This is a genomic window from Sphingomonas sp. HF-S4, assembly GCF_032911445.1.
Taxonomy (GTDB): Bacteria; Pseudomonadota; Alphaproteobacteria; order Sphingomonadales; family Sphingomonadaceae; genus Sphingomonas; species Sphingomonas agrestis.
In genome coordinates, this window is record NZ_JAWJEJ010000001.1 from 790,635 (window position 1) to 810,710 (window position 20,076).

Sequence of the window (20,076 nt, forward strand, 5' to 3'; positions counted from 1 at the left end):
TCGAATCGTTGGCAGATGCGAGACAAACCGCTTCCACCTTCCTAATAGGGAAGGCATGATTCACCAGGACATCTGCTCCGACTGCGCCGTCCGCGACCAGGCCTTGTGCGGTAGCCTCGACGACCGGGAATTGATCGCGCTCAACCGGCTCGGCCAGCGCCGCCGCGTCGTCCGCGGCGAGAGCATCATCTGGGCGGGTGAGGAGAGCGTGATCTGCGCCAACCTGCTTTCAGGCGTGCTCAAGCTCGTCGCCTCCACCTCCGACGGCCGCGAGCAGATCGTTGGGCTGCTCTATCCGGCGGACTTCGTCGGCCAGCCCTATGAGGGCGAAGCCGATTTCACGATCACCGCGGTGACCGACGCCGAGCTGTGCGTCTTCCCCCGCGCGCCGTTCGAGCGGGTGCTCGAGGATCACGGGCGGATGGAAAAGCTGCTGCTCCAGCGCACGCTCCAGGCGCTACGCGACGCGCGCGCGCAGATGCTCACCCTCGCGCGCAAGTCAGCACCGGAGAAGGTCGCCGGCTTCGTCCGCGACATGGCAGCGCGCGCCGGCTCCAATTCGTGCCGTGCGACGCCCGGAGGCCCGGTGACTTTCGACTTGCCGCTCACCCGCGGCCAGATCGCCGATGTGCTGGGGCTGACGATCGAGACGGTCAGCCGCCAGCTCACCCGCCTGAAGACCGCCGGCGTGATCCGCCTCTCGGGCACCCGCGCCGTCACTATCCTCGACGCCGCCGCGCTCGAGGGCCAGGCCGAACCCGCCTGAAAGCGCGCTCGCCGCTACAACTAAGGATTTTCCGAAAAGAATCTCGCGCATGCGCACCCGGACATCCGATCATCGCCTATAATGGTGAAGAAGATGCTAACGCAGAGGCAGTGCGATGATTGAGGCGGCGATTTTCGATTTCAGCGGTTCCACCGCGCGCCGGAGCAAGGCCGCGTGCGAAGACGAACTCGTGCACTTCGAGGTCTGCCCGATGTGCGACCAGGCGGTCGACCGCCGCGACATCTATGCAGTGATGCACCATTTGCCCGTCGGCCATGCGCCACGGCCGGTGCATTGAGGCGCTAGAGCAGCCCCTGCTGGCGGAAGCTCCGCCAGCTCCCGCAGGCGAGCACGAGATGGTCGATCAGCCGGACGCCGATCGCGTCGGCGCCGCGCTCGAGTGCCTGGGTCGATTCGACATCGGCGTCGCTGGGTCGCGGATCGCCCGACGGGTGGTTGTGCGCCACCAGGATCGAACTGGCGCCGACCTCGAGCGCGCGCTTCAGGATGGGGCGGACGAAGATCGGCGCCTCGGCTATGCACCCCAGGCTCACCGTCTCGTCGCGGATCAGATGAAGCTTGGCGTCGAGGAACAATACCCGCACCTGCTCCAGGCTCTTGAACGACAGGGTCAGCGCCAGATAGTCGAGCAGGCTGCGCATGCTGTCGAGGATCGGGCGCTCGTGCAGCCGGTATTCGAGGATATGGCGCGCGCAGGCTGCGGCCGCCTCGATGCGCTGCGCAGCGCCGAGCGTTGCGCCGCCGGCCAACAGCGCCCGGCCATCGGCGTCGAAGATGGCGCCGAGCGATCCGAACCGGTCGAGCAGCCGCTCGGCACTGGCGCTCGGATCGATCCTGGGCCCCCCGCGCAGCAGCGCGATCAGGAGCGCGCGCTCTCCAGCACTGCGGTCCGCCGCCAGTGCGTCACCGTGCCGCCGATCAGTACGAGCAGCTGAAGATAGGGCCAGATCGTCGTCATGATCATATAGACCAGCGCCCATTGATGCGGACTGATCGCGCGCGCGAGATGCGCGAGCACGATCAGGCTCTGCAGGCTGGCGGCCAGCACGGTCCAGCGGCGGCGCGTGGCGCGCGTGAGCAGCAGCAGGCCTACCAGCAGCGTGAAGTCGATCAGCAGATAATTGAGCTGCACTTCGTGGTAGCGGATGGCGTAGGGCGAGTCGGTGGCCATCGATACCAGCCACGCGATCAAGAACATGCCAGAAGCGATCCGCTCCGGCATGCCACCCTTCCACCATGCGAATCCAAGCGCGATGCCAACCAGAAGCGCGAAGGCTAGAAAGAGATAGAACGCCACGCTGCTCGCGAAGCATCGCGGCGCTCCTTCGTCAAGCGCTCAAGCGGCCGAGCGCAGTGGATGGACCGATGCTCCGTTGGGAATCTCCGGGCACTTGGTGTCGGTGCAACCCCAGTCCAGGCTGGCCAGCACGCTGCGCGGCAGCATGCGGGCGAACAGGCGATGCGCTTCGCGCAGTGCGACATCGGCCTGGACCGACAGGTCCACGCCGCGCGACAGCGCCTGAAGCGCCGGATCGCCGATGCCCGTCTGAAACGCCGGCATCTGCCGGAGTTCGAGTGCCAGGACCAGGCTCTTCGCCGCACCGATTGCGGCTTCGGATTGCGTGCGTTCCGCGGGCACGAAGCTCTGCGAAAGCGCGTCGGCTGACTGCAACAGGATTTTGGACATGCGTTTTCTCCGCGCCCGCCAAGCGTGCGACCTTGCGGTGTTTCAGGATGCGCGGGTCAGGAGTTGGCGTAGGTCTGAAGCGTGACCTGCACGGTATTGCCGACGGCGACCAGCGCCAGCGTGATGATCGCAATCACCAGCGCCAGCCTGAACGTCCCCCGGGTCCGGTCCGGTCCCGTCAGATCATCGACCAGGCTCTTGATCCACAATCGAAAAAATAGCCGGGCCGACCCTAGCGTCTCGATACCATCCCCGGGTCGAAAGGAGATGGTCGCTTCCCTCAACGATCGGGCCGGCCACGGCGCCTCTGCTTTTGGCAGCGGCACATCCAAAATCGCCGAATCGGGGTCCGGATCAATGGCTGGCGATCGTATATATGATTTGGGGGGATGCCCTGCGTCCCACTCGGCGACCATCGAGGCCGCCTCGAAGCGCGAGACGTCACCCAGCCTGCGCCGCGCCTCGGTGATATGCTGCGCCACCGTGCCGGGGGAGATCTGGAGTTGCTGCGCGATGCACTTGAACGTGCCGTGCGAAGGCAGCAGCCGCAGGCAGGCGAGCTGCGCCGGGGTGAGCCGGGCGATCGGCGAATCGGATTTGTCCGTCGCCTCCGGCGAATAGTCCGCGGCCAGTTCGTCGGCTTCGACTCGGGGCGAAACGGTGGTGGTCATCGGCGATCCGTTCGCGTCTCGCATCGCGCGCCCATGTGCATCGTACGACTCCTCGGCCCCTTCTTTATCTTTCTTCATACCATGAGGAGGGACGCGATGAACCCGTAACCTACTGTGCGGGCGCGGTCCGTCACATCGCCGCCCGGCGTGTCCGCAGGTCTCGTGCCCGCCGCCCTTGCCAAATGCCCGCAACAGGCTGCAAGCGCCCGCCACCTTGAGGGAGACCGAAGTGAATCCGTCCGTTCGGCGCAGCCGCTCCGCGTTCGCAATTGCCGCTACGGCTTTCGTCGTTCCCGCCGCCCACGCGCAGGAAGCTGCGCCGGAGGTTCCCGGCGATATCGTGGTCACTGCCCAGCGCCGCGAGCAAAAGCTTCAGGAGGTTCCGGCCGCAGTCACCGCGCTCGTCGCGGCGGAGATCGACGATGCCGACATCCGCAGCCTTGACCGGATCGGCGCCTATGTCCCCAATCTCTATCTGGCGCGCAATTTCGGCACCACGTCGGGTGCGCTGGTCTTCCTGCGTGGCGTGGGCGAGGGCGATTCGATCTTCACCAACGATCCGCCGGTCGGCGTCTATGTCGACGACGTGATCCTGCCGCGCGCGACCGGGGCGCTGCTCGACCTGATCGATGTCGAGCGGCTCGAGGTACTGCGCGGGCCGCAGGGCACGCTTTACGGCCGCAACACCAGTGGCGGCGCGTTGAAAGTCGTCACCCGCCGGCCGAGTTTCGACCGCGTCGGCGGCGTCGCCGACCTCACGCTCGGCACCTATCGCCGAGTCGACGCGCGCGCGACGCTCAACCTGCCGCTGGCGAGCGATCTCGCAGTGCGCGTATCGGGCATCTCGCGCAACCAGCGCGGGTGGGGCCGTAACCTTACCGACAATGCGGTCGTCAATGGCCAGAGCCTGCACGGCGGGCGTATCGCCTTGCTGTGGGAGCCCAGCGCGACGCTGAGCATCTTCGCCACCGCCGACAAGAGCATCGAGCGCTCGACTCCGCGATTTCCCCAGCAATTTCTTGCCGATCCGGCCGCTCCGGGCCGTTTCACCAATGATTTCGCCACGCCTGGCGGCGATATCGACCATTTCCGCTCGGCCGACACCGATCCGCTCAACAAGACCGACACCGGCGGCGCGATGCTCCGCGCCGATCTCGCGCTGGGTGGCGCCACGCTGTCGTCGATCACCGGCTATCGGTCGCTGCGCTCACGGATCGGGTTCGACCAGACCGCCAATGCCCCCGGCGTCGGCAGCAACGTCATTCTGCTGCAGGACCAAAAGCAGCACAGCATCAGTCAAGAGCTCCAGCTCGCCGGCAGCGCCTTTTCGGGCCGTGTCGACCTGCTCGCCGGGCTCTTCTATTTCAACGAGCACAACGCGCAGCTTACCGCGGTGAGCTTCGCCAGCCCGGCGGGTACCTCGGGACGGTTCGTCACCGACGACTTCTTCGTCGCGCCCTCGCGCGGCGCCTCGCCCACCGGCAATTGGTCGCCCTATCGTCCGATGCTCGATACCGACAGCGTCTCGGCCTTCGCCTCGGCGACTGCCCGGATCGGCGCGCACGCCAGCGTCACCGCCGGTCTGCGCTACACCGACGAGCGCAAGCGCTACGACGTCCGCTTCCTCACCACGCCCGATACGGTGCTGGTGCTGCCCGACGGGCGCCGCGCCGAGCGACTGTTGTCCAAGCGCTGGAACGATCTGTCGCCGCGGCTCGCTGCCGATTACCGGCTCGAAGGGCAGGGGTGGCAGGCGCTGGTCTATGCCTCGGCGGCCAAGGGCTTCCGCAGCGGCAGCTTCGACGGGCGCGCGCGTAACATCGATTTCGTCCTCAATCGCCAAGGCGCGATCGCCCCCGAAAGCGTGTGGAGCTACGAAGGCGGGATCAAGTCCGACTGGTGGGGTCGGCGCCTGACGATCAACCTCGCCTATTTCGTCAACGACTATACCGATATCGCCTTCTCGGCGGCGCGCGCCAATTCCTCGCCTCCCGAGATCTTCCGCCAGAATGTCGGCGATGCGCGAATCCAGGGGCTCGAGGCCGAGTGGAGCCTCCGGCCGCTCAGCGGTATCGAGGTCGGCGGCTGGGTCGCCACGCTCGACGATCGGTTCACGCGATTGAAGTCGAGCCCGGGCTGCACGGCATTCGTACGCGACGAACGCAACCTGGACCTCCGCTTCACCCCCGCTTTCCGCTATCAGCTCCGCGGGCGGCTTGAGCAGCGCATGGGGCAGGGGCGGCTGCACCTCGGCGGCGATGTCAGCGGCGCCTCGTCCTACAACATCGCGCTGTGCAACGAGCCGCAGCACCGCGTGACCGACGCGACGATGGCGAACGCCCAGATCGGCTACGACCTGGACGATTGGTCGTTCACGCTTTCCGCGACCAACCTCACCGACAATCGCTTCAACACCGGCAGCGTCGGAACGATCGGTTATCCGATGGAGCCCCGCCAGGTGCAGTTCGCGGTACGCCGGCGGTTCTAGCCCTTCGGGGTTTCCCCACTCAGCGCAGCTTGCGCAGCCTTGAGGGTCAGGCGCCGGTCGGAGCTGTCGGCAGTTAGGTCGCCCCAGGCGAAGGCGGAGCGGTCGCCCTGGATGTCGATCCAGATGTGATCGGCGACGCGGTGGAGTTCATCGATGCTCGGGGACCTGCCCTCGGCGATGCACTCGATCACCTCGGGTGCGATCGTCGGTAGCCGTAGCGTCATTTCCCTCACTCCCTTGCCCGGAAGGTAGGAACGATCCGGCGCGGCGAAAGGCCCGGAACCTGCCGGATGCGACGAACCGCTCGTCGCTCGCGGGCGGATTGCGCCGCGGCGCTTCCCCGCCGATACTGCGGCTATTCGATAAAGGGGATATCATGAAGCCTTACGCGGTCGCGCTCGTCTCGCTCCTGGCCCTCGCCGCTCACCAGGCGGCGGCGCAGGTGGCGCCGCCCAGCCAGCAGAAGCCGGTGCAGGAGACCCAGGCCCCTGAGGACCAAATCGTCCGCCCGGCCGAGCAGCAGGCGCCCCGGCCCGCGCCCGTCGGCGCGCCGGCACCGGCCGCAGCGCCGGCCAAAGACGACAAGCCCGCTAAATGGGACGTCAACGCGCCCGTCGGCGCGGTCATCCGCCAGGTGCCGATCCGCACTTCAGAGGGGAGCTGGATCGATCTCGACGTCAGCCCAGACGGGCAGACGATTGCCTTCGCGCTGCTCGGCGACATCTACACGATGCCGATCGCGGGCGGCACGCCGACGCGGATCGCCGAGGGGCTTGCCTGGGAGGTCCAGCCGCGCTTCTCGCCCGATGGGCGCCGTATCGCCTTCACGTCGGACCGCGGCGGCGGCGACAATATCTGGGTGATGAATCGCGATGGCGGCGACAAGCGCCAAGTCACCAAGGAGGAGTTCCGCCTGCTCAACCAGCCGAGCTGGAGTCCCGATGGCCGCTACATCGCCGCCAAGAAGCATTTCACCACCGGCCGCTCGCTCGGCACCGGCGAGGTGTGGCTATACCACGTCTCGGGTGGCGGCGGGGTGATGCTGGTCAAGCGCCCCAACGAGACGCACCAAAAGGAGCTCGGCGAGCCGATCTACGCGCGTGACGGCAAGTCGATCTTCTTCACGCGCAATGTCACGCCGGGCCCGATCTTCGAATATGCCCAGGATTCGAACACCGGGCTGTTCGACATCGAGCGCTACGACCTCGACACCGGCGAGACCAGCAAGGCGGTGACGGGGGCAGGCGGATCGGTGCGCCCGACGCCCTCGCCCGACGGCAGGAAGATCGCCTTCGTCCGCCGCGAGGCGACGCGCTCCAAGCTCTACGTCAAGGATCTAGCCTCGGGCGAGGAGCGCAAGATCTACGGCGATCTCGACCAGGACGTGCAGGAGACCTGGGCGGTCACTGGCGTCTATCCGAACATGGCCTGGACACCCGACGGCAAGTCGCTGCTGTTCTGGGCCAAGGGCAAGATCCGCCGCATCGACGCCGATGGATCGAACGCGCGCGAGATCCCCTTCGCGATCGACGACACGCGCGGGGTGATCGATGCGCCGCACCCGCAGATCGCCGTCGCGCCCGATCGCTTCACGACGACGATGCCGCGCTTCGCCGCGGTATCCCCCGCCGGCGATCGCGTGGTGTTCGAAAGTCTCGGCAAGCTCTGGATCAAGCCGGCGGGCGGCGGCGCCGCCAAGCGCCTCACCACCGACGGCGACGGCTTCGAGCTGTTCCCGAGCTGGTCGCGCGACGGGCGCAGCGTGGTCTTCGTTGGCTGGACCGATGCCGGGCTCGGCCGCATCCGCACCGTGGCGGCGAGCGGCGGCGCCGCGCGCGACGTCACCAGCCAGCCCGGCCATTATGCCCGCCCGCGCTTCTCGCCCGACGGCAAGATGATCGTGTTCGAGCGTGTTTCGGCGGGCGGGCTCACCAGTCCCAATTGGTCGCAGGACCCCGGCGTGTACCGCGTCGCCAGCTCGGGCGGCGAGACGGTCCGCGTCGCCAAGGGCATGGCCGCACCACAGTTCGGCACGTCCAGTGATCGCATCTACATGATCGGCGAGGGCGAGAAGGGCGCGCGCGAGCTGGTCAGCACCGATCTGCGCGGCCAGGACAAGCGCGTCCACGCCAGCGGCGAGCTGGTCACCGATTACGTCGTCTCGCCCACCGGCGAATATGTCGCCTTCCGCCAGAACTACGCCGCCTTCGTCGCCCCCCTGATGCCGGGCAACCAGTCGGTCGCGCTGGCGAGCGACGCCAAGGCGATGCCGGTCACGCGGGTGAGCGCGGGCGGTGCGGACTATATCCATTGGTCGAATGACGGCACCCGGCTCCACTGGAGCCTCGGCCCGACGCTCTACACCGCCGATACCGCGCAGTTCTTCGCCGGCGCGCCGCGCGGGGAGGACGCGCCCAAGTTCGTGCCCCCCGCCAGCGGCGTCTCGCTCGCCCGCGAAGTCACCGCCGCCAAGCCGAGCGGCACGGTGGCGCTCACCGGCGCGCGCCTGGTGACGATGGCGGGTGCCGATGGAGGAATCATCGACGACGGCGTGGTGGTGATCCGCGGCGACCGCATCGTCGCGGTCGGCCCGCGCGCCTCGACGCCGATCCCTGCCGGCGCGAAGCAGGTCGATGTCGCCGGCAAGACGATCATTCCCGGGCTGGTCGACGCCCATGCCCACGGTCCCGCGGGCAGCGACGAGCTGATCCCGCAGAGCAACTGGTCGATGCACCAGAACCTCGCGCTCGGCACCACGACGATCCACGACCCGTCGAACCGGTCGAGCGAGATCTTCGCCGCGTCCGAGATGCAGCGCGCCGGGCTGATCCTCGGCCCCCGCATCTTCTCGACCGGCGAGATCGTCTACGGCGCCAAGGCCGCCGACGTGTACGCGCAGATCGACAGCCTCGACGATGCGCTCGCGCATGTCCGTCGCCTCAAGGCGCAGGGCGCGCACAGCGTCAAGAACTACAACCAGCCGCGCCGCGAACAGCGCCAGCAGGTGGTCGAGGCAGCCCGGCGCGAGAACATGCAGGTCGTCGCCGAGGGCGGATCGCTGTTCGGGATGGACATGACGATCGTCGCCGACGGCAATTCGACGCTCGAGCACAACGTCCCGCTCGAGACCTTCTACGACGACGTGCTCCAGTTCTTCTCGGCGACCAGGACCAACTACACGCCGACGCTGGTGGTGACCTATGGCGGCCTCGCCGGCGATCCCTATTGGCGCCAGGCGACCGACGTCTACGCGCATCCGCTGCTGCGCGCGTATACCCCGCCCGCGACGTTGCTCGCCGACAATGCCCGCCGCATCAAGGCGCCCGAGGACAATTTCGTCGACGACGACAATGCCCGCGAGGCCAACAAGCTCGCCAAGCGCGGCGTGCTCGTCTCGATCGGCGCACACGGCCAGCAGGCCGGCATCGGCGCGCATTGGGAGCTATGGTCGTTTGTCCGCGGCGGGATGACGCCGGTGGAGGCGCTCCGGGCGGGCACGATCGCCTCGGCCCAGTCGCTCGGCATGGCGCGCGACATCGGCTCGCTCGAACCGGGCAAGCTCGCCGATCTGGTGGTGCTCGACGCCGATCCGACGGCCGATATCCGCAACAGCGACAAGGTGTCGCGCGTGATGCTCGGCGGCCGGCTCTATGACGCGGCGACGCTCGACGAAGTTGCGACGGGCGATGCCAAGCGGGGCGCGTATTGGTGGGAAACCGCAGGCCGTTGAGGCCGGAGGAGCACAAGATGGACCGTCGTCAATTCCTCGCCGGAGCCAGCGCGGCGTCGCTTGCCGCTGCATGGCCCGCCGCCGCGGCGCCGCGCAGCCAGGCCGTGGCCGACAAGAAGCTTTCGGCGCTGCTCGACCGCTTCTTCTACGATCGGCTGGCCGACTCTCCGGAGGCGGCTACGCAGCTCGGGCTCGACACCGGCGGGCGGGCGGGGCTGCGGGCGAAGCTCAGCGACAATTCGGCGGCGGGTTTCGCCAGGGCGACCGCGCGATCGAAGCGCGAGCTTGCCGAGCTGCGCGCGATTGCCCCCGCCGGGCTGTCGCCCGCGGCGAAGCTCGACCAGGAAGTCGTCGCCTACCAGCTCGAACGCAATATCGCCGCAGCAGCGCGCTTTCGATATGGTACCAACAGCGATGGTTTCTCGCCCTATGTGCTGAGCCAGCTGGGCGGCGCCTATCGCGACATACCGGACTTTCTCGATTCGCAGCATCGCGTCGAAAACGCCGCCGATGCCGACGCCTATCTGGCGCGGCTCGAAGCGTTTCCGAAGGCGATCGACAACGACACCACCCGCCAGCGCGCCGATGCGGCGCGCGGCGTGTTCGCCCCCGACTATATCCTCGATACCACGCTCAAGCAGATCGCCGCGATGCGCGACCAGCCGGCCGGCGAGACGGTGATGGTCGACGCGCTCAAGGCCAAGCTCGCCGCCGCCAGGCTGCCCGCCGACCGAGTCGCCAAGGCCGAGTGCATCGTCGCCGAGCGCATTTTCCCCGCGATCGACCGCCAGCGCGCGCTCGTCACCGGGCTGCGCGCCAATGCGACGCACGACGCCGGCGTATGGCGCCTGCCCGATGGCGACGCTTATTACAGCGCGGCTGCGCAGGCCGCGACCACCACCAGCCTGACGGGCGCCGAGATCCACCAGCTCGGGCTCGACCAGGTCGCCGAGATCGGCGCGCGGATCGACACGATCCTCAAGGCGCAGGGCATGGCGCAGGGGAGCGTCGGTGAGCGGTTGGTCGCGCTCAACAAGCGCCCGGACCAGCTCTTCCCCAACGCCGATCCCGGCCGCGAAGCGCTGCTCGAAGCGCTGCGAGCGCAGGTCGTCGCAATGCAGAAGCGCCTCGGCGAGCAGTTCCGATCGCTGCCCAAGGCGCCGGTCGAGGTCCGCCGCGTGCCCGAGTCGATCCAGGCCGGCTCGCCGGGCGGCTACTACCAGAACGCCTCGCTCGATGGCTCGCGGCCGGCGATCTACTTCATCAATTTGCGCGACACCTTCGATCGACCCAAGTTCGGCCTCGCGACGCTGACCCACCACGAGGCGGTCCCCGGGCACCACCTCCAGGTCACGCTCGCGCTCGAATCGCCGAACATCCCGCTGATCCGCCGCCGCGCCGACTTCAACGCCTATACCGAGGGCTGGGCGCTCTATTCGGAGCAATTGGCCGAAGAGATGGGGATGTTCGACGGCGATCCGCTCGGCCAGGTTGGCTATCTCCAGTCGCTGTTGTTCCGTGCGACGCGGCTGGTGGTTGACTCGGGGCTGCACCACAAGCGCTGGTCGCGCGAGAAGGCGACCGATTACTTCATCGCCACCACCGGCATCGCGCGCGGCCGCAGCCAGAACGAGATCGACCGCTACACCGTCTGGCCGGGCCAGGCGTGCAGCTACAAGATCGGGCATACGATGTGGGTGCGGCTGCGCGATCAGGTGAAGGCCAGGCAGGGCGCGGCCTTCGATCCGCGCGCTTTCCATGACGTGTTGCTCGATGGCGCGATGCCGCTGACCGTGCTCGAGCGCGTGGTCGACGCGCGGACCGCATAGGGCGTATCGCCATTCAGCAAGTACTACGACGGCAGATCCCCCCGGAGGGGGAGGGGGACCGCGAAGCGGTGGAGGGGTAGTCTCCACAAGCGACATCGCCCGTGGAGACTACCCCTACGTCAGCCTACGGCTGCCACCTCCCCCTCCCGGGGGAGGATTTGAATGCTCGATCAACTTCAAGGCTTGAATGTCGATACGCCCTGGGTGCCCGTCAAAGCGATGGAGCGGGCGTGTGTTCCGCGATATGCTCGCGCCACGGCTGCCTAATTCTGCCGGGGTATTGAACCGGCGGGCCGCGCTGCACGTTGACCGGCAGGACGGGAGGACGAGATGAGCGAAGACAATGGCGTTACGCGACGCGGCGTGCTGGTGGGCGGGGGCAGCTCGATCGCGATCGCGGCGGTTCCGCCCGTGCGCGCGCAAACCCCTTTGCCGGAGGCGAACCCCACTGCCATGAAAGTCGCGATGACGGTCAACGGTGCGAGGCGCGAGCTGGAGGTCGATACCCGCACGACCCTGCTCGACGCGCTGCGCGAGCATCTCCATCTCACCGGCACCAAGAAGGGCTGCGATCACGGCCAGTGCGGCGCATGCACGGTGATCGTCGACGGGCGTCGGATCAATTCGTGCCTCAGCCTCGCGGTGATGCACGAAGGCGACAAGATCACCACGATCGAGGGCCTTGGCACCCCCGAGAAGATGCACCCGATGCAGAAGGCATTCGTCGTCCATGACGGCTATCAATGCGGCTATTGCACGCCGGGGCAGGTGTGCTCGGCGGTGGCGGTGCTCGACGAGATCAAGGCCGGCATCCCCAGCCATGTCAGCGCCGACCTCAACGCCAAGCCCCGCGTGACGGGGGCTGAACTGCGCGAGCGGATGAGCGGCAACATCTGCCGCTGCGGGGCCTATTCGAACATCGTCGATGCGATCACCGAAGTTGCGGGGAAACGCGCATGAAACCCTTCACCTATGAGCGCGTGACCACGCCCGCCGAGGCCGCAGCTGCCGCTACCCGCGTCCAGGGCGCCAAGTTCATCGCGGGCGGGACCAACCTGCTCGACCTGATGAAGCTCCAGATCGAAGCGCCGACGCACTTGGTCGACGTCAACGGCGTTGGGCTCGACACGATCGAGAAGACATCGGAGGGCGGCCTCCGCATCGGTGCGCTGGTCCGCAACACCGATCTCGCCGCCGACAAGCGCGTGCGGAAAGACTATGCACTGCTCAGCCGCGCGCTGCTCGCCGGCGCCTCGGGCCAGTTGCGCAACAAGGCGACGACCGCGGGCAACCTGCTCCAGCGGACCCGCTGCCCCTATTTCTACGACACCGACCAGCCGTGCAACAAGCGCAAGCCCGGCACCGGCTGCGCGGCGATCGGCGGGTATAGCCGGCAATTGGGCGTGGTGGGCGTGAGCGATGCCTGCATCGCGACGCACCCCAGCGACATGGCCGTGGCGATGCGCGCGCTCGACGCGCGCGTCGAAACGGTCAAGCCCGATGGCGCGACCCGCGCGATCCCGATCGCCGACTTCCACAGATTGCCCGGCGATACGCCGCATATCGAGACCGTGCTCGAACCCGGCGAATTCATCACCGCGGTAAGCCTGCCCAAGCCGGTCGGCGGCATCCACATCTATCAAAAGGTCCGTGACCGCGCGTCGTACGCCTTCGCGCTGATCTCGGTCGGCGCGATCGTCCAGCGCGACGGCAGCGGGCGCGTCGCGGTCGGCGGTATCGCGCACAAGCCCTGGCGGGTCGAGGCTGCCGAGACCGAAATGAAGCGCGGCGCCAAGGCGGTTTCCGCGGCGCTGCTGGCGGGCGCCAAGACCACGCACGACAATGCTTTCAAGCTGACGCTGGTCGAGCGCACGCTCGGCGCGGTGCTGGCGCAGGCGAAGGGCTGAGCCATGAAGTTCGATACGCCCGCAGGCACCAATCCGATCGACCAGCTCAAGCTGGTCGGCAAATCCACCGATCGGATCGACGGTCCGCTCAAGACCACCGGCCGCGCGCCCTACGCGTATGAGCGCCACGACGTCGTTGCCAATCCGGCTTATGGTCATGTCGTCGGCGCGGCGATCGCAAAGGGACGGATCGCTTCGATCGACTTGACCGATGCCAAGGCCGCGCCGGGGGTGATCGCGATCGTCACGGCCGACAATGCCGGCAAGCTCGGCCTGGGCAGCAACAACACCGCCAGGCTGCTCGGCGGCCCCGAGATCGAGCATTATCACCAGGCCGTTGCGCTGGTCGTCGCCGAGAGCTTCGAGCAGGCACGCGCGGCGGCGGCGCTGGTGCGGGTCGACTACACCCGGGCGAAGGGCAAGTTCGATCTCGCCGCGGCCAGGGACGGTGCCGAGCCGCCCAAGGGCCAGCCCGACGTCAAGGTCGGCGACTTTGCCGGCGCTTTCGCTGCCGCCCCGGTCCAGCTCGACGCGACCTACACCACGCCCGATCATGCCCATGCGATGATGGAGCCGCACGCATCGATCGCCGCCTGGGAGGGTGACAGCCTGACGCTGTGGACCTCGAACCAGATGATCGCGTGGAGCAAGGGCGATGTCGCCAAGACGCTCGGCATTCCCAAGGAAAAGGTCCGCCTGATCTCGCCCTATATCGGCGGCGGGTTCGGCGGGAAGCTGTTCGTCCGCGCCGATGCGATCCTCGCCGCGCTGGGCGCACGCGCGGCCAAGCGCCCGGTCAAGGTGGCGCTGCAACGGCCGCTGATGTTCAACAACACCACGCACCGCCCGGCGACGATCCAGCGCATCCGCATCAGCACGACGCAGGACGGCAAGATCACGGCGATCGGGCATGAGAGCTGGTCGGGCGACTTGCCGGGCGGCGGCCCCGAGACCGCGACGCAGCAGACGCGGCTGCTCTATGCCGGCGCCAATCGGATGACCGGGTTGCGGCTCGCGGTGCTCGACTTGCCCGAAGGCAATGCGATGCGCGCGCCGGGCGAGGCACCGGGCCTGATGGCGCTTGAGATCGCGATCGACGAGATCGCCGAGAAGCTCGGCATGGATCCGATCGCGTTCCGCATTGCAAACGATACCCAGGTCGATCCGGAAAAGCCCGAGCGGCCCTTCTCGCAACGCCAGCTGATCGAATGCCTGCGCATGGGTGCCGATCGCTTCGGCTGGCAGAAACGCAATGCCAAGCCTGGCTCGATACGTGACGGCCGCTGGCTTGTCGGGATGGGCGTCGCCGCCGGGTTTCGCAACAATCTGGTGATGAAGTCGGCGGCACGCGTCCGGCTGACGCCGAACGGTCGCGTCGTGGTCGAGACCGACATGACCGATATCGGCACCGGCACCTACACGATCGTCGCGCAAACCGCCGCCGAGATGATGGGGCTTCCGCTCGATCGCGTCGATGTGAAGCTCGGCGATTCGAGCTTCCCCGTCTCCGCCGGCTCGGGTGGGCAATGGGGCGCCAACAGCGCCACCGCCGGCGTCTATGCCGCGTGCGTCAAGCTGCGCGAGGCAGTCGCCGCGAAACTCGGCTTCAATTCTGCCGATTCTGCATTCGCCGACGGAAAGGTTCGCTCCGGTAACCGCAGCGCGCCGCTCGCCCAAGCCGCTTCCGGCGGCGAGATCGTCGCCGAAGACATCATGGAATATGGCGACCTCGACAAGAAATATCAGCAATCCACCTTCGCCGGCCACTTCGTCGAAGCCGCGGTCGATGCCTGGACCGGGGAGATCCGCATCCGCCGGATGCTCGCGGTGTGCGCCGCGGGGCGCATCCTCAACCCCAAGTCGGCGCGCAGCCAGGTGATTGGCGCGATGACGATGGGCGCGGGCGCGGCGCTGATGGAAGAGCTGGCGATCGACAAGCGCTTCGGCTTCTTCGTCAATCACGACCTCGCTGGCTACGAAGTTCCGGTCCATGCCGACATTCCGCATCAGGAAGTCATCTTCCTCGACGAGACCGATCCGATGTCCTCGCCGATGAAGGCCAAGGGTGTGGGCGAGCTTGGCATCTGCGGCGTCGGCGCGGCGGTTGCCAACGCGGTATACAACGCCACCGGCGTGCGCGTGCGCGACTATCCGGTCACGCTCGACAAGTTCCTCGATCGGCTGCCTGCACTCGTCTGACCCGTCTGGTTAATCGCGGGATATCCGTAGCTTTACCTAGGGACGAGGCCGGGTCTTTTGGTCGCCTATAATATGTGGGCCGGTCCGGATACTTGCGATTACTCGAAATCGTTCGAGGCGCCGATCCTGACCGCGCTCACAGGATCAAGGCAACCGATGACCGCAAACGCGCACAAGGCAGTCGACAAGCCCACCGCCCAGTCGCCCGAGGCGATGCTTCGACAACTGGGCATGATGCTCGATCAATCGCAGGCGGTGATCGAATTCTCGCCCGACGGCACCGTGCTGCGCGCCAACGATCTGTTCCTGAGCTTCATGGGCTATGCGCCCGAGGAAGTGATCGGCCAGCATCACAGCCTGTTCTGCGACACCGCGTTCGCCGGCAGCTCGGACTATGAGCTGTTCTGGCTCGGCCTGCGCAGCGGCACTGCCAAGGACGGCGAGTTCAAGCGCGTCGCCAAGGGCGGCCGCGAAGTGTGGATCCGCGCCAAATATTATCCGGTGCTCGAAGACGACACCGTCGTGCGCATCATCAAGATCGCGATGGACGTCACCGACACCAAGCAGGAAAGCATCCTGCACGAGGGCCTGCTCTCGGCGATCAGCCGTGCCCAGGCCGTGATCGAGTTCGATCTCGGCGGCAACGTGCTCACCGCCAACGAGAACTTCCTCAAGGTCACCGGCTACAAGCTGGGCGAAATCGAGGGTCAGCACCACCGCATGTTCTGCACCGCCGAGCAGGCGCGCTCGGCCGAATATGCCCAGTTCTGGGAGAAGCTCGCTCGCGGCGAATATCATTCGGGCGCGTTCAAGCGGCTCGCCAAGGGCGGCAAGGAGATCTGGATCCAGGCGACCTACAACCCGATCCTCGACTTGCGCGGCCGCCCGGTGAAGATCGTGAAATACGCGATGGACGTCACGGCCCAGCGCCTCGCCGCGGCCGAGGCCGAGGGCAAGGTGGAAGCCGTCGGCCGCCAGCATGGCGTCGCCGAATACGATCTGTCGGGCAAGCTGCTCGCCGCCAACGAGATGTTCTGCGGCATTTTCGGCTATCGCCGCGAAGAGCTCGAAGGGCTCCACCACGAGGAAACCACCCATCCGGGCTGTCACATCCACCAGGATTATCGCCAGTTCTGGTACAAGATGGGCCGCGGCGAGCCCGAGGCCGCCGATTTCCGCCGCGTCACCAAGGACGGCCGCGAGATCTGGGTATTCTCGAGCTTCAATCCGATCCTCGATCTTGACGGCAAGCCGTGGAAGGTCGTCGAATATTCCACCGACATGACCGACACCAAGCTCAAGGCGCTCGAGTTCCAGGGCAAGGTCGATGCGATCAGCCGCGCCGAATGCGTGCTCGAGACCACGCTCGATGGCACCGTGCTCTACGCCAACGAGAATTTCCTCAAGATGGTCGGCTATTCGATCGAGGAACTGCGCGGCAAGGACCAGCGCATGCTGCTCGAGCCCGAAGTCGCGGCGAGCGAGGATTATCGCCAGCGCGCCGAGGGCGTCTCGCACGGCGAGTTCCTGTCGGGCGAGTTCAAGCGCATCGCCAAGGGCGGGCGCGAGGTCTGGATCCGCGCGACGGTCAACCCGATCTTCGATACCTGCGGCAAGCCCTACAAGCTCGTCACCTATGCGATGGACGTCACCGAGGACAAGCTCCGCTCGATCGAAGTCGAGAACCGCCTCGACGCGATCGAGCGCAGCCAGGCGACGATCGAGTTCGACCTCGACGGCAACGTGCTCACCGCCAACGGCAATTTCCTCGCGGTGATGGGCTATTCGCTGCGCGAGATCGTCGGCCAGCACCACAGCATGTTCTGCATGCCGGAGTATCTCAAGTCGAAGGAATATGGCGATTTCTGGCGTCGCCTGAACAGCGGCGAGACGCATACCGGCCGCTTCCACCGCCTCGGCAAGTACGGCCGCGACGTCCATATCCAGGCGAGCTACAGCCCGGTCTACGATCTGTCGGGCAAGCCGGTCCGCGTCATCAAGCACGCCTACGACATCTCGGCCCAGGTCGAGCTCGAGACTAAGATCGCCACCAAGAGCCAGGAAATGCAGGGCATGGTCGCGCGGCTGACCAAGTCGATCACCAGCATCTCCGAAGGCGCGCAGGGCGCGACGGTGCTGGCCGGCGAGACCGAGAGCGCCGCCACCCAGGGCAGCGCCGCGATCAACAACGCGATTGAATCGATCGAGCTGATCAGCAAGTCGTCGAGCCAGATCGCCAAGATCGTCGGCGTGATTGGCGAGCTCGCCAGCCAGACCAATCTGCTCGCGTTCAACGCCGCGATCGAGGCGGCGCGTGCCGGCGAGCACGGCGTCGGCTTCTCGGTCGTCGCCGAGGAAGTCCGGAAGCTCGCCGAGCGCAGTGCAGAGGCGGCGACCGAGATCTCGCGCCTGATCGAGGAATCGAGCGAGCGCGTCGCGCATGGCACCGAGCGTTCGCAGAGCGCGCGCAATGCCTTCGAAGGCATCGTCCAGAGCGTCGAGAAAACGGCGCGCTCGATCAGCCAGATCGCCAACTCGGCCGACAGCCAGGAAGAAGTCACCTTGAAGGTCGTCGACATGATCGGCGAGCTCGCCTCTTCGACCCAGGCACACGGATGAACGCGCTCGCCGTGCTCGGCGCGGCGGCTGCGCTCCCGCCGCCCGGCGCCGTCGAGGCCTTGCGCGCGCTCGTCACGGACGATGACGCCACGCCGATCGACGATGCCCAGGCCAGCCTGGTCGAGGCCGAGCCCGGCCAGATCGATGTCGGGCTGGTCCAGCTGTGCGGCCGCGAGCTTGCGGTCCCGGCCGAGAGCGTCCGCGAAGTCGTGCCGCTCCCGGCAAAGCTGCAACCCAGCTTCTCGGGCGCCGACATCTCGCCCGGATCGATCGTGATCCGTGGCCGGGTGATCCCGGTGCTCGACATCGCCGGCCAGCTCGGCTTCGGCGCGCGCGAAGGCGGGGGCGGGGTCGTGCTGATCCTGCGCCACGCCCAGGCGCTGATCGGCATCGTCATGGATTCGGTGTCGGGGCTCGCCCGGATCGCGCGCGAGTCGATTCAGCCCTTCGCAGTCAACACGGCCGGCGACCACCGCATCGTGTCGAGCACGTTCCCGCACGGCGACGCGCTGGTCGGGCTGATCGATCCCGCCGCGGTGCTCGCGCTCCCCGGCGTGCCGCATGCCGCCGAGCAGCGCGCCGCGCCCGAGGCCGCGGGCGCCGGCGGTCGCAGCGCGGTAGTGCTGGTCACCGTCGCCGGCGCCAATATCGCGCTCGATGCAGCGTTGGTGGTCGCCACTGTCCCCAACGCGCTGCTGCGCCCCAGCCCGGCGCCGTCGAGCAAATGGGTGAGTGTCGTCGAATATCTCGGCCAGGAAGTGCCGGTGGTCGACGATCTCGCGCTGTTCGGCCTGTCGGGCCGCGCCTCGGACCTTCCCGGCGGTGCGGTGATCATCCTTCGCCTCGACGCCAAGCGGCTGCTCGGGCTCAAGATCGATCGGGTGCAGCGCATCTTGCCGATCACCGAGCGCTCGATCCGCCCGCTGCCCCAGGCGCTCGCCGAGCAACTCACGTTGTTCCGCGGCGCGATCGTCGATCATGAGGGCCGGCAGAACCTGCTGCTCGACGGCGACGCGCTGACCAACAGCGATCCGCTGCGCATGATCGGCGCGCTCAGCCGCGAAGCCGCCGCGCCCGCGCGCGGGGCGGTTGCCGGGCCTGCCACGGCCGAGGATCGCCAGCCCTATCTCGTCTTCGTCGCCGGCGACCGCCGCCGCGCCGCCGCGCTCGCCTCGGTCAAGCAGATCATCCCGTTCCCCGAGGCCCGCACCGGGCTCAACCGTGAAGGCTCGGGGCTGCAGGGCATCGCCAGCTACAACGGCGCACCGCTGCCGCTGCTCGACCTTGCCGGGAACGGCATGGGGGGGGATCGTCCCGACGCGGTGGTGCTGGTGGTCGAGAAGGACGGCGGCTTCAACGGCCTCGTCGTCGACAAGCTAGAGACCCTGTCGCGCTCGGCGGTGCATCGCCGCCCGGGCATGAACGGCGACGACGCCGCGAGCTTCTTCATCGACGCGAAGCTCGGCGACCGATCGGAAGCGGTTACGCTCTGCGACTTGGCCGAAGAGGCGGTGCGGCTGGCATAACGGCTTTCTCATTCCCCTCCCTGAAAGGGAGGGGTTTAGGAAGGGATTCGATCCACAAATGGACTGTCCGGAAACGCCCCAATTGCGGACATTCAGAGCGACGGCCATAGAGTGGAGATGAGCAGCTACGAATGGAACGACGCACCGCCCACTACGCTCCAGCGAATTTTCGTTGGGGTGTATGTGGCGATACTGCTGGCAGCGTTCGCCAACAACTACTTCGAGTGGCGGCTACTCGGAGGCCATGGAAAGCAATTTTCCGCAATCTGGGCAATAGTCGGAGTGATCATGTTCGTGCGCTTTATACCCGGTGTCCGCCGCGCCGAGTGACGGCTCTCCACCCAAAATCGGCCGTTCGATTTCTGGTTCCGTTACTCAAGCCGCCACTCGCTCAGGCAAATCCGCCACCGCCTCTACCGCCCGCACCAGCACCAAAGCCCGCAGCTTCTCGGTCACCAGCTCGACCCGCGCCGGCGACCCGTCCAGCACCTCGACTTCGACGTTGTATCCGCCATCCGCCGCCACTGCCGACAGTGTCTCCACCGTCAGCCCCTGCTGCACGAACAGGTTCACCACCCGCAGCAGCAGTTCGCCTGATTCCGCCCCGACGATCCGAAACCGCGTCCGCATCCC

At 67.1% G+C, this 20,076-nt stretch carries 17 protein-coding genes; 11 read left to right on the plus strand and 6 right to left on the minus strand.

The features are described 5' to 3' along the window. The first annotated feature begins 55 nt into the window (after positions 1 to 55). Positions 56 to 766 (plus strand): Crp/Fnr family transcriptional regulator, encoded by a 711-nt coding sequence (locus tag RZN05_RS03430; RefSeq protein WP_317225222.1) that lies wholly within the window; start codon positions 56 to 58, stop codon positions 764 to 766. Between the two features lie 115 nt (positions 767 to 881). After that, on the plus strand, positions 882 to 1,064 hold the full coding sequence (locus tag RZN05_RS03435; protein ID WP_317225223.1) for a hypothetical protein: 183 nt from the start codon (positions 882 to 884) through the stop codon (positions 1,062 to 1,064). Positions 1,065 to 1,068: 4 nt separating this feature from the next. Here the strand turns inward: RZN05_RS03435 and RZN05_RS03440 are convergent, their stop codons facing one another. From RZN05_RS03440 to RZN05_RS03455, 4 genes are read right to left on the minus strand one after another with little or no spacing between them, the layout of a single operon-like run. Continuing rightward, positions 1,069 to 1,734 carry a JAB domain-containing protein gene (locus tag RZN05_RS03440; RefSeq protein ID WP_317227554.1) on the minus strand — a complete coding sequence of 222 codons (666 nt, stop codon included), beginning with the start codon at positions 1,732 to 1,734 and terminating at the stop codon, positions 1,069 to 1,071. Continuing rightward, positions 1,647 to 2,084 carry a hypothetical protein gene (locus RZN05_RS03445; RefSeq protein WP_317225224.1) on the minus strand — a complete coding sequence of 146 codons (438 nt, stop codon included), beginning with the start codon at positions 2,082 to 2,084 and terminating at the stop codon, positions 1,647 to 1,649. The genes RZN05_RS03440 and RZN05_RS03445 overlap by 88 nt, the downstream gene beginning before the upstream one ends. A gap of 39 nt (positions 2,085 to 2,123) precedes the next feature. Next, positions 2,124 to 2,474 (minus strand): hypothetical protein, encoded by a 351-nt coding sequence (locus RZN05_RS03450; protein WP_317225225.1) that lies wholly within the window; start codon positions 2,472 to 2,474, stop codon positions 2,124 to 2,126. 56 nt (positions 2,475 to 2,530) lie between these two features. Further along, positions 2,531 to 3,145 carry a helix-turn-helix domain-containing protein gene (locus RZN05_RS03455; RefSeq protein WP_317225226.1) on the minus strand — a complete coding sequence of 205 codons (615 nt, stop codon included), beginning with the start codon at positions 3,143 to 3,145 and terminating at the stop codon, positions 2,531 to 2,533. Positions 3,146 to 3,374: 229 nt separating this feature from the next. On the opposite strand from RZN05_RS03455, the gene RZN05_RS03460 reads away from it, so the two are divergent. Continuing rightward, entirely contained in the window at positions 3,375 to 5,633 is a 2,259-nt protein-coding gene (locus RZN05_RS03460) for a TonB-dependent receptor (RefSeq protein ID WP_317225227.1), read from the plus strand. Here RZN05_RS03460 and RZN05_RS03465 read toward each other — a convergent pair. Next, positions 5,630 to 5,857 (minus strand): hypothetical protein, encoded by a 228-nt coding sequence (locus RZN05_RS03465; protein ID WP_317225228.1) that lies wholly within the window; start codon positions 5,855 to 5,857, stop codon positions 5,630 to 5,632. The two genes, RZN05_RS03460 and RZN05_RS03465, sit on opposite strands and share 4 nt — an antisense overlap. Before the next feature lie 152 nt (positions 5,858 to 6,009). On the opposite strand from RZN05_RS03465, the gene RZN05_RS03470 reads away from it, so the two are divergent. The 8 genes from RZN05_RS03470 to RZN05_RS03505 all read left to right on the plus strand — a co-directional run bounded on the left by RZN05_RS03470 (position 6,010) and on the right by RZN05_RS03505 (position 19,773). After that, positions 6,010 to 9,363, plus strand: a complete 3,354-nt coding sequence (locus RZN05_RS03470) for an amidohydrolase family protein (RefSeq protein WP_317225229.1) — start codon at positions 6,010 to 6,012, stop codon at positions 9,361 to 9,363. Between the two features lie 17 nt (positions 9,364 to 9,380). Beyond that, positions 9,381 to 11,192 carry a DUF885 domain-containing protein gene (locus RZN05_RS03475; protein ID WP_317225230.1) on the plus strand — a complete coding sequence of 604 codons (1,812 nt, stop codon included), beginning with the start codon at positions 9,381 to 9,383 and terminating at the stop codon, positions 11,190 to 11,192. Positions 11,193 to 11,522: 330 nt separating this feature from the next. Further along, on the plus strand, positions 11,523 to 12,152 hold the full coding sequence (gene paoA / locus RZN05_RS03480) for an aldehyde dehydrogenase iron-sulfur subunit PaoA (protein ID WP_317225231.1): 630 nt from the start codon (positions 11,523 to 11,525) through the stop codon (positions 12,150 to 12,152). Beyond that, positions 12,149 to 13,099 carry an FAD binding domain-containing protein gene (locus tag RZN05_RS03485; protein ID WP_317225232.1) on the plus strand — a complete coding sequence of 317 codons (951 nt, stop codon included), beginning with the start codon at positions 12,149 to 12,151 and terminating at the stop codon, positions 13,097 to 13,099. Before paoA ends, RZN05_RS03485 begins: the two co-directional genes overlap by 4 nt. 3 nt (positions 13,100 to 13,102) lie before the next feature. Beyond that, the gene (gene paoC / locus RZN05_RS03490) at positions 13,103 to 15,298 is read left to right on the plus strand and encodes an aldehyde oxidoreductase molybdenum-binding subunit PaoC (RefSeq protein WP_317225233.1); all 2,196 of its coding nucleotides are present in this window, start codon (positions 13,103 to 13,105) and stop codon (positions 15,296 to 15,298) included. Between the two features lie 156 nt (positions 15,299 to 15,454). Then, on the plus strand, positions 15,455 to 17,917 hold the full coding sequence (locus RZN05_RS03495; protein WP_317225234.1) for a methyl-accepting chemotaxis protein: 2,463 nt from the start codon (positions 15,455 to 15,457) through the stop codon (positions 17,915 to 17,917). Further along, on the plus strand, positions 17,914 to 19,443 hold the full coding sequence (locus tag RZN05_RS03500; RefSeq protein ID WP_317225235.1) for a chemotaxis protein CheW: 1,530 nt from the start codon (positions 17,914 to 17,916) through the stop codon (positions 19,441 to 19,443). Before RZN05_RS03495 ends, RZN05_RS03500 begins: the two co-directional genes overlap by 4 nt. A gap of 117 nt (positions 19,444 to 19,560) precedes the next feature. Then, on the plus strand, positions 19,561 to 19,773 hold the full coding sequence (locus RZN05_RS03505) for a hypothetical protein (RefSeq protein ID WP_317225236.1): 213 nt from the start codon (positions 19,561 to 19,563) through the stop codon (positions 19,771 to 19,773). 45 nt (positions 19,774 to 19,818) lie between these two features. Here the strand turns inward: RZN05_RS03505 and RZN05_RS03510 are convergent, their stop codons facing one another. Continuing rightward, positions 19,819 to 20,073 carry a hypothetical protein gene (locus RZN05_RS03510; protein ID WP_317225237.1) on the minus strand — a complete coding sequence of 85 codons (255 nt, stop codon included), beginning with the start codon at positions 20,071 to 20,073 and terminating at the stop codon, positions 19,819 to 19,821. Positions 20,074 to 20,076: the final 3 nt, after the last annotated feature.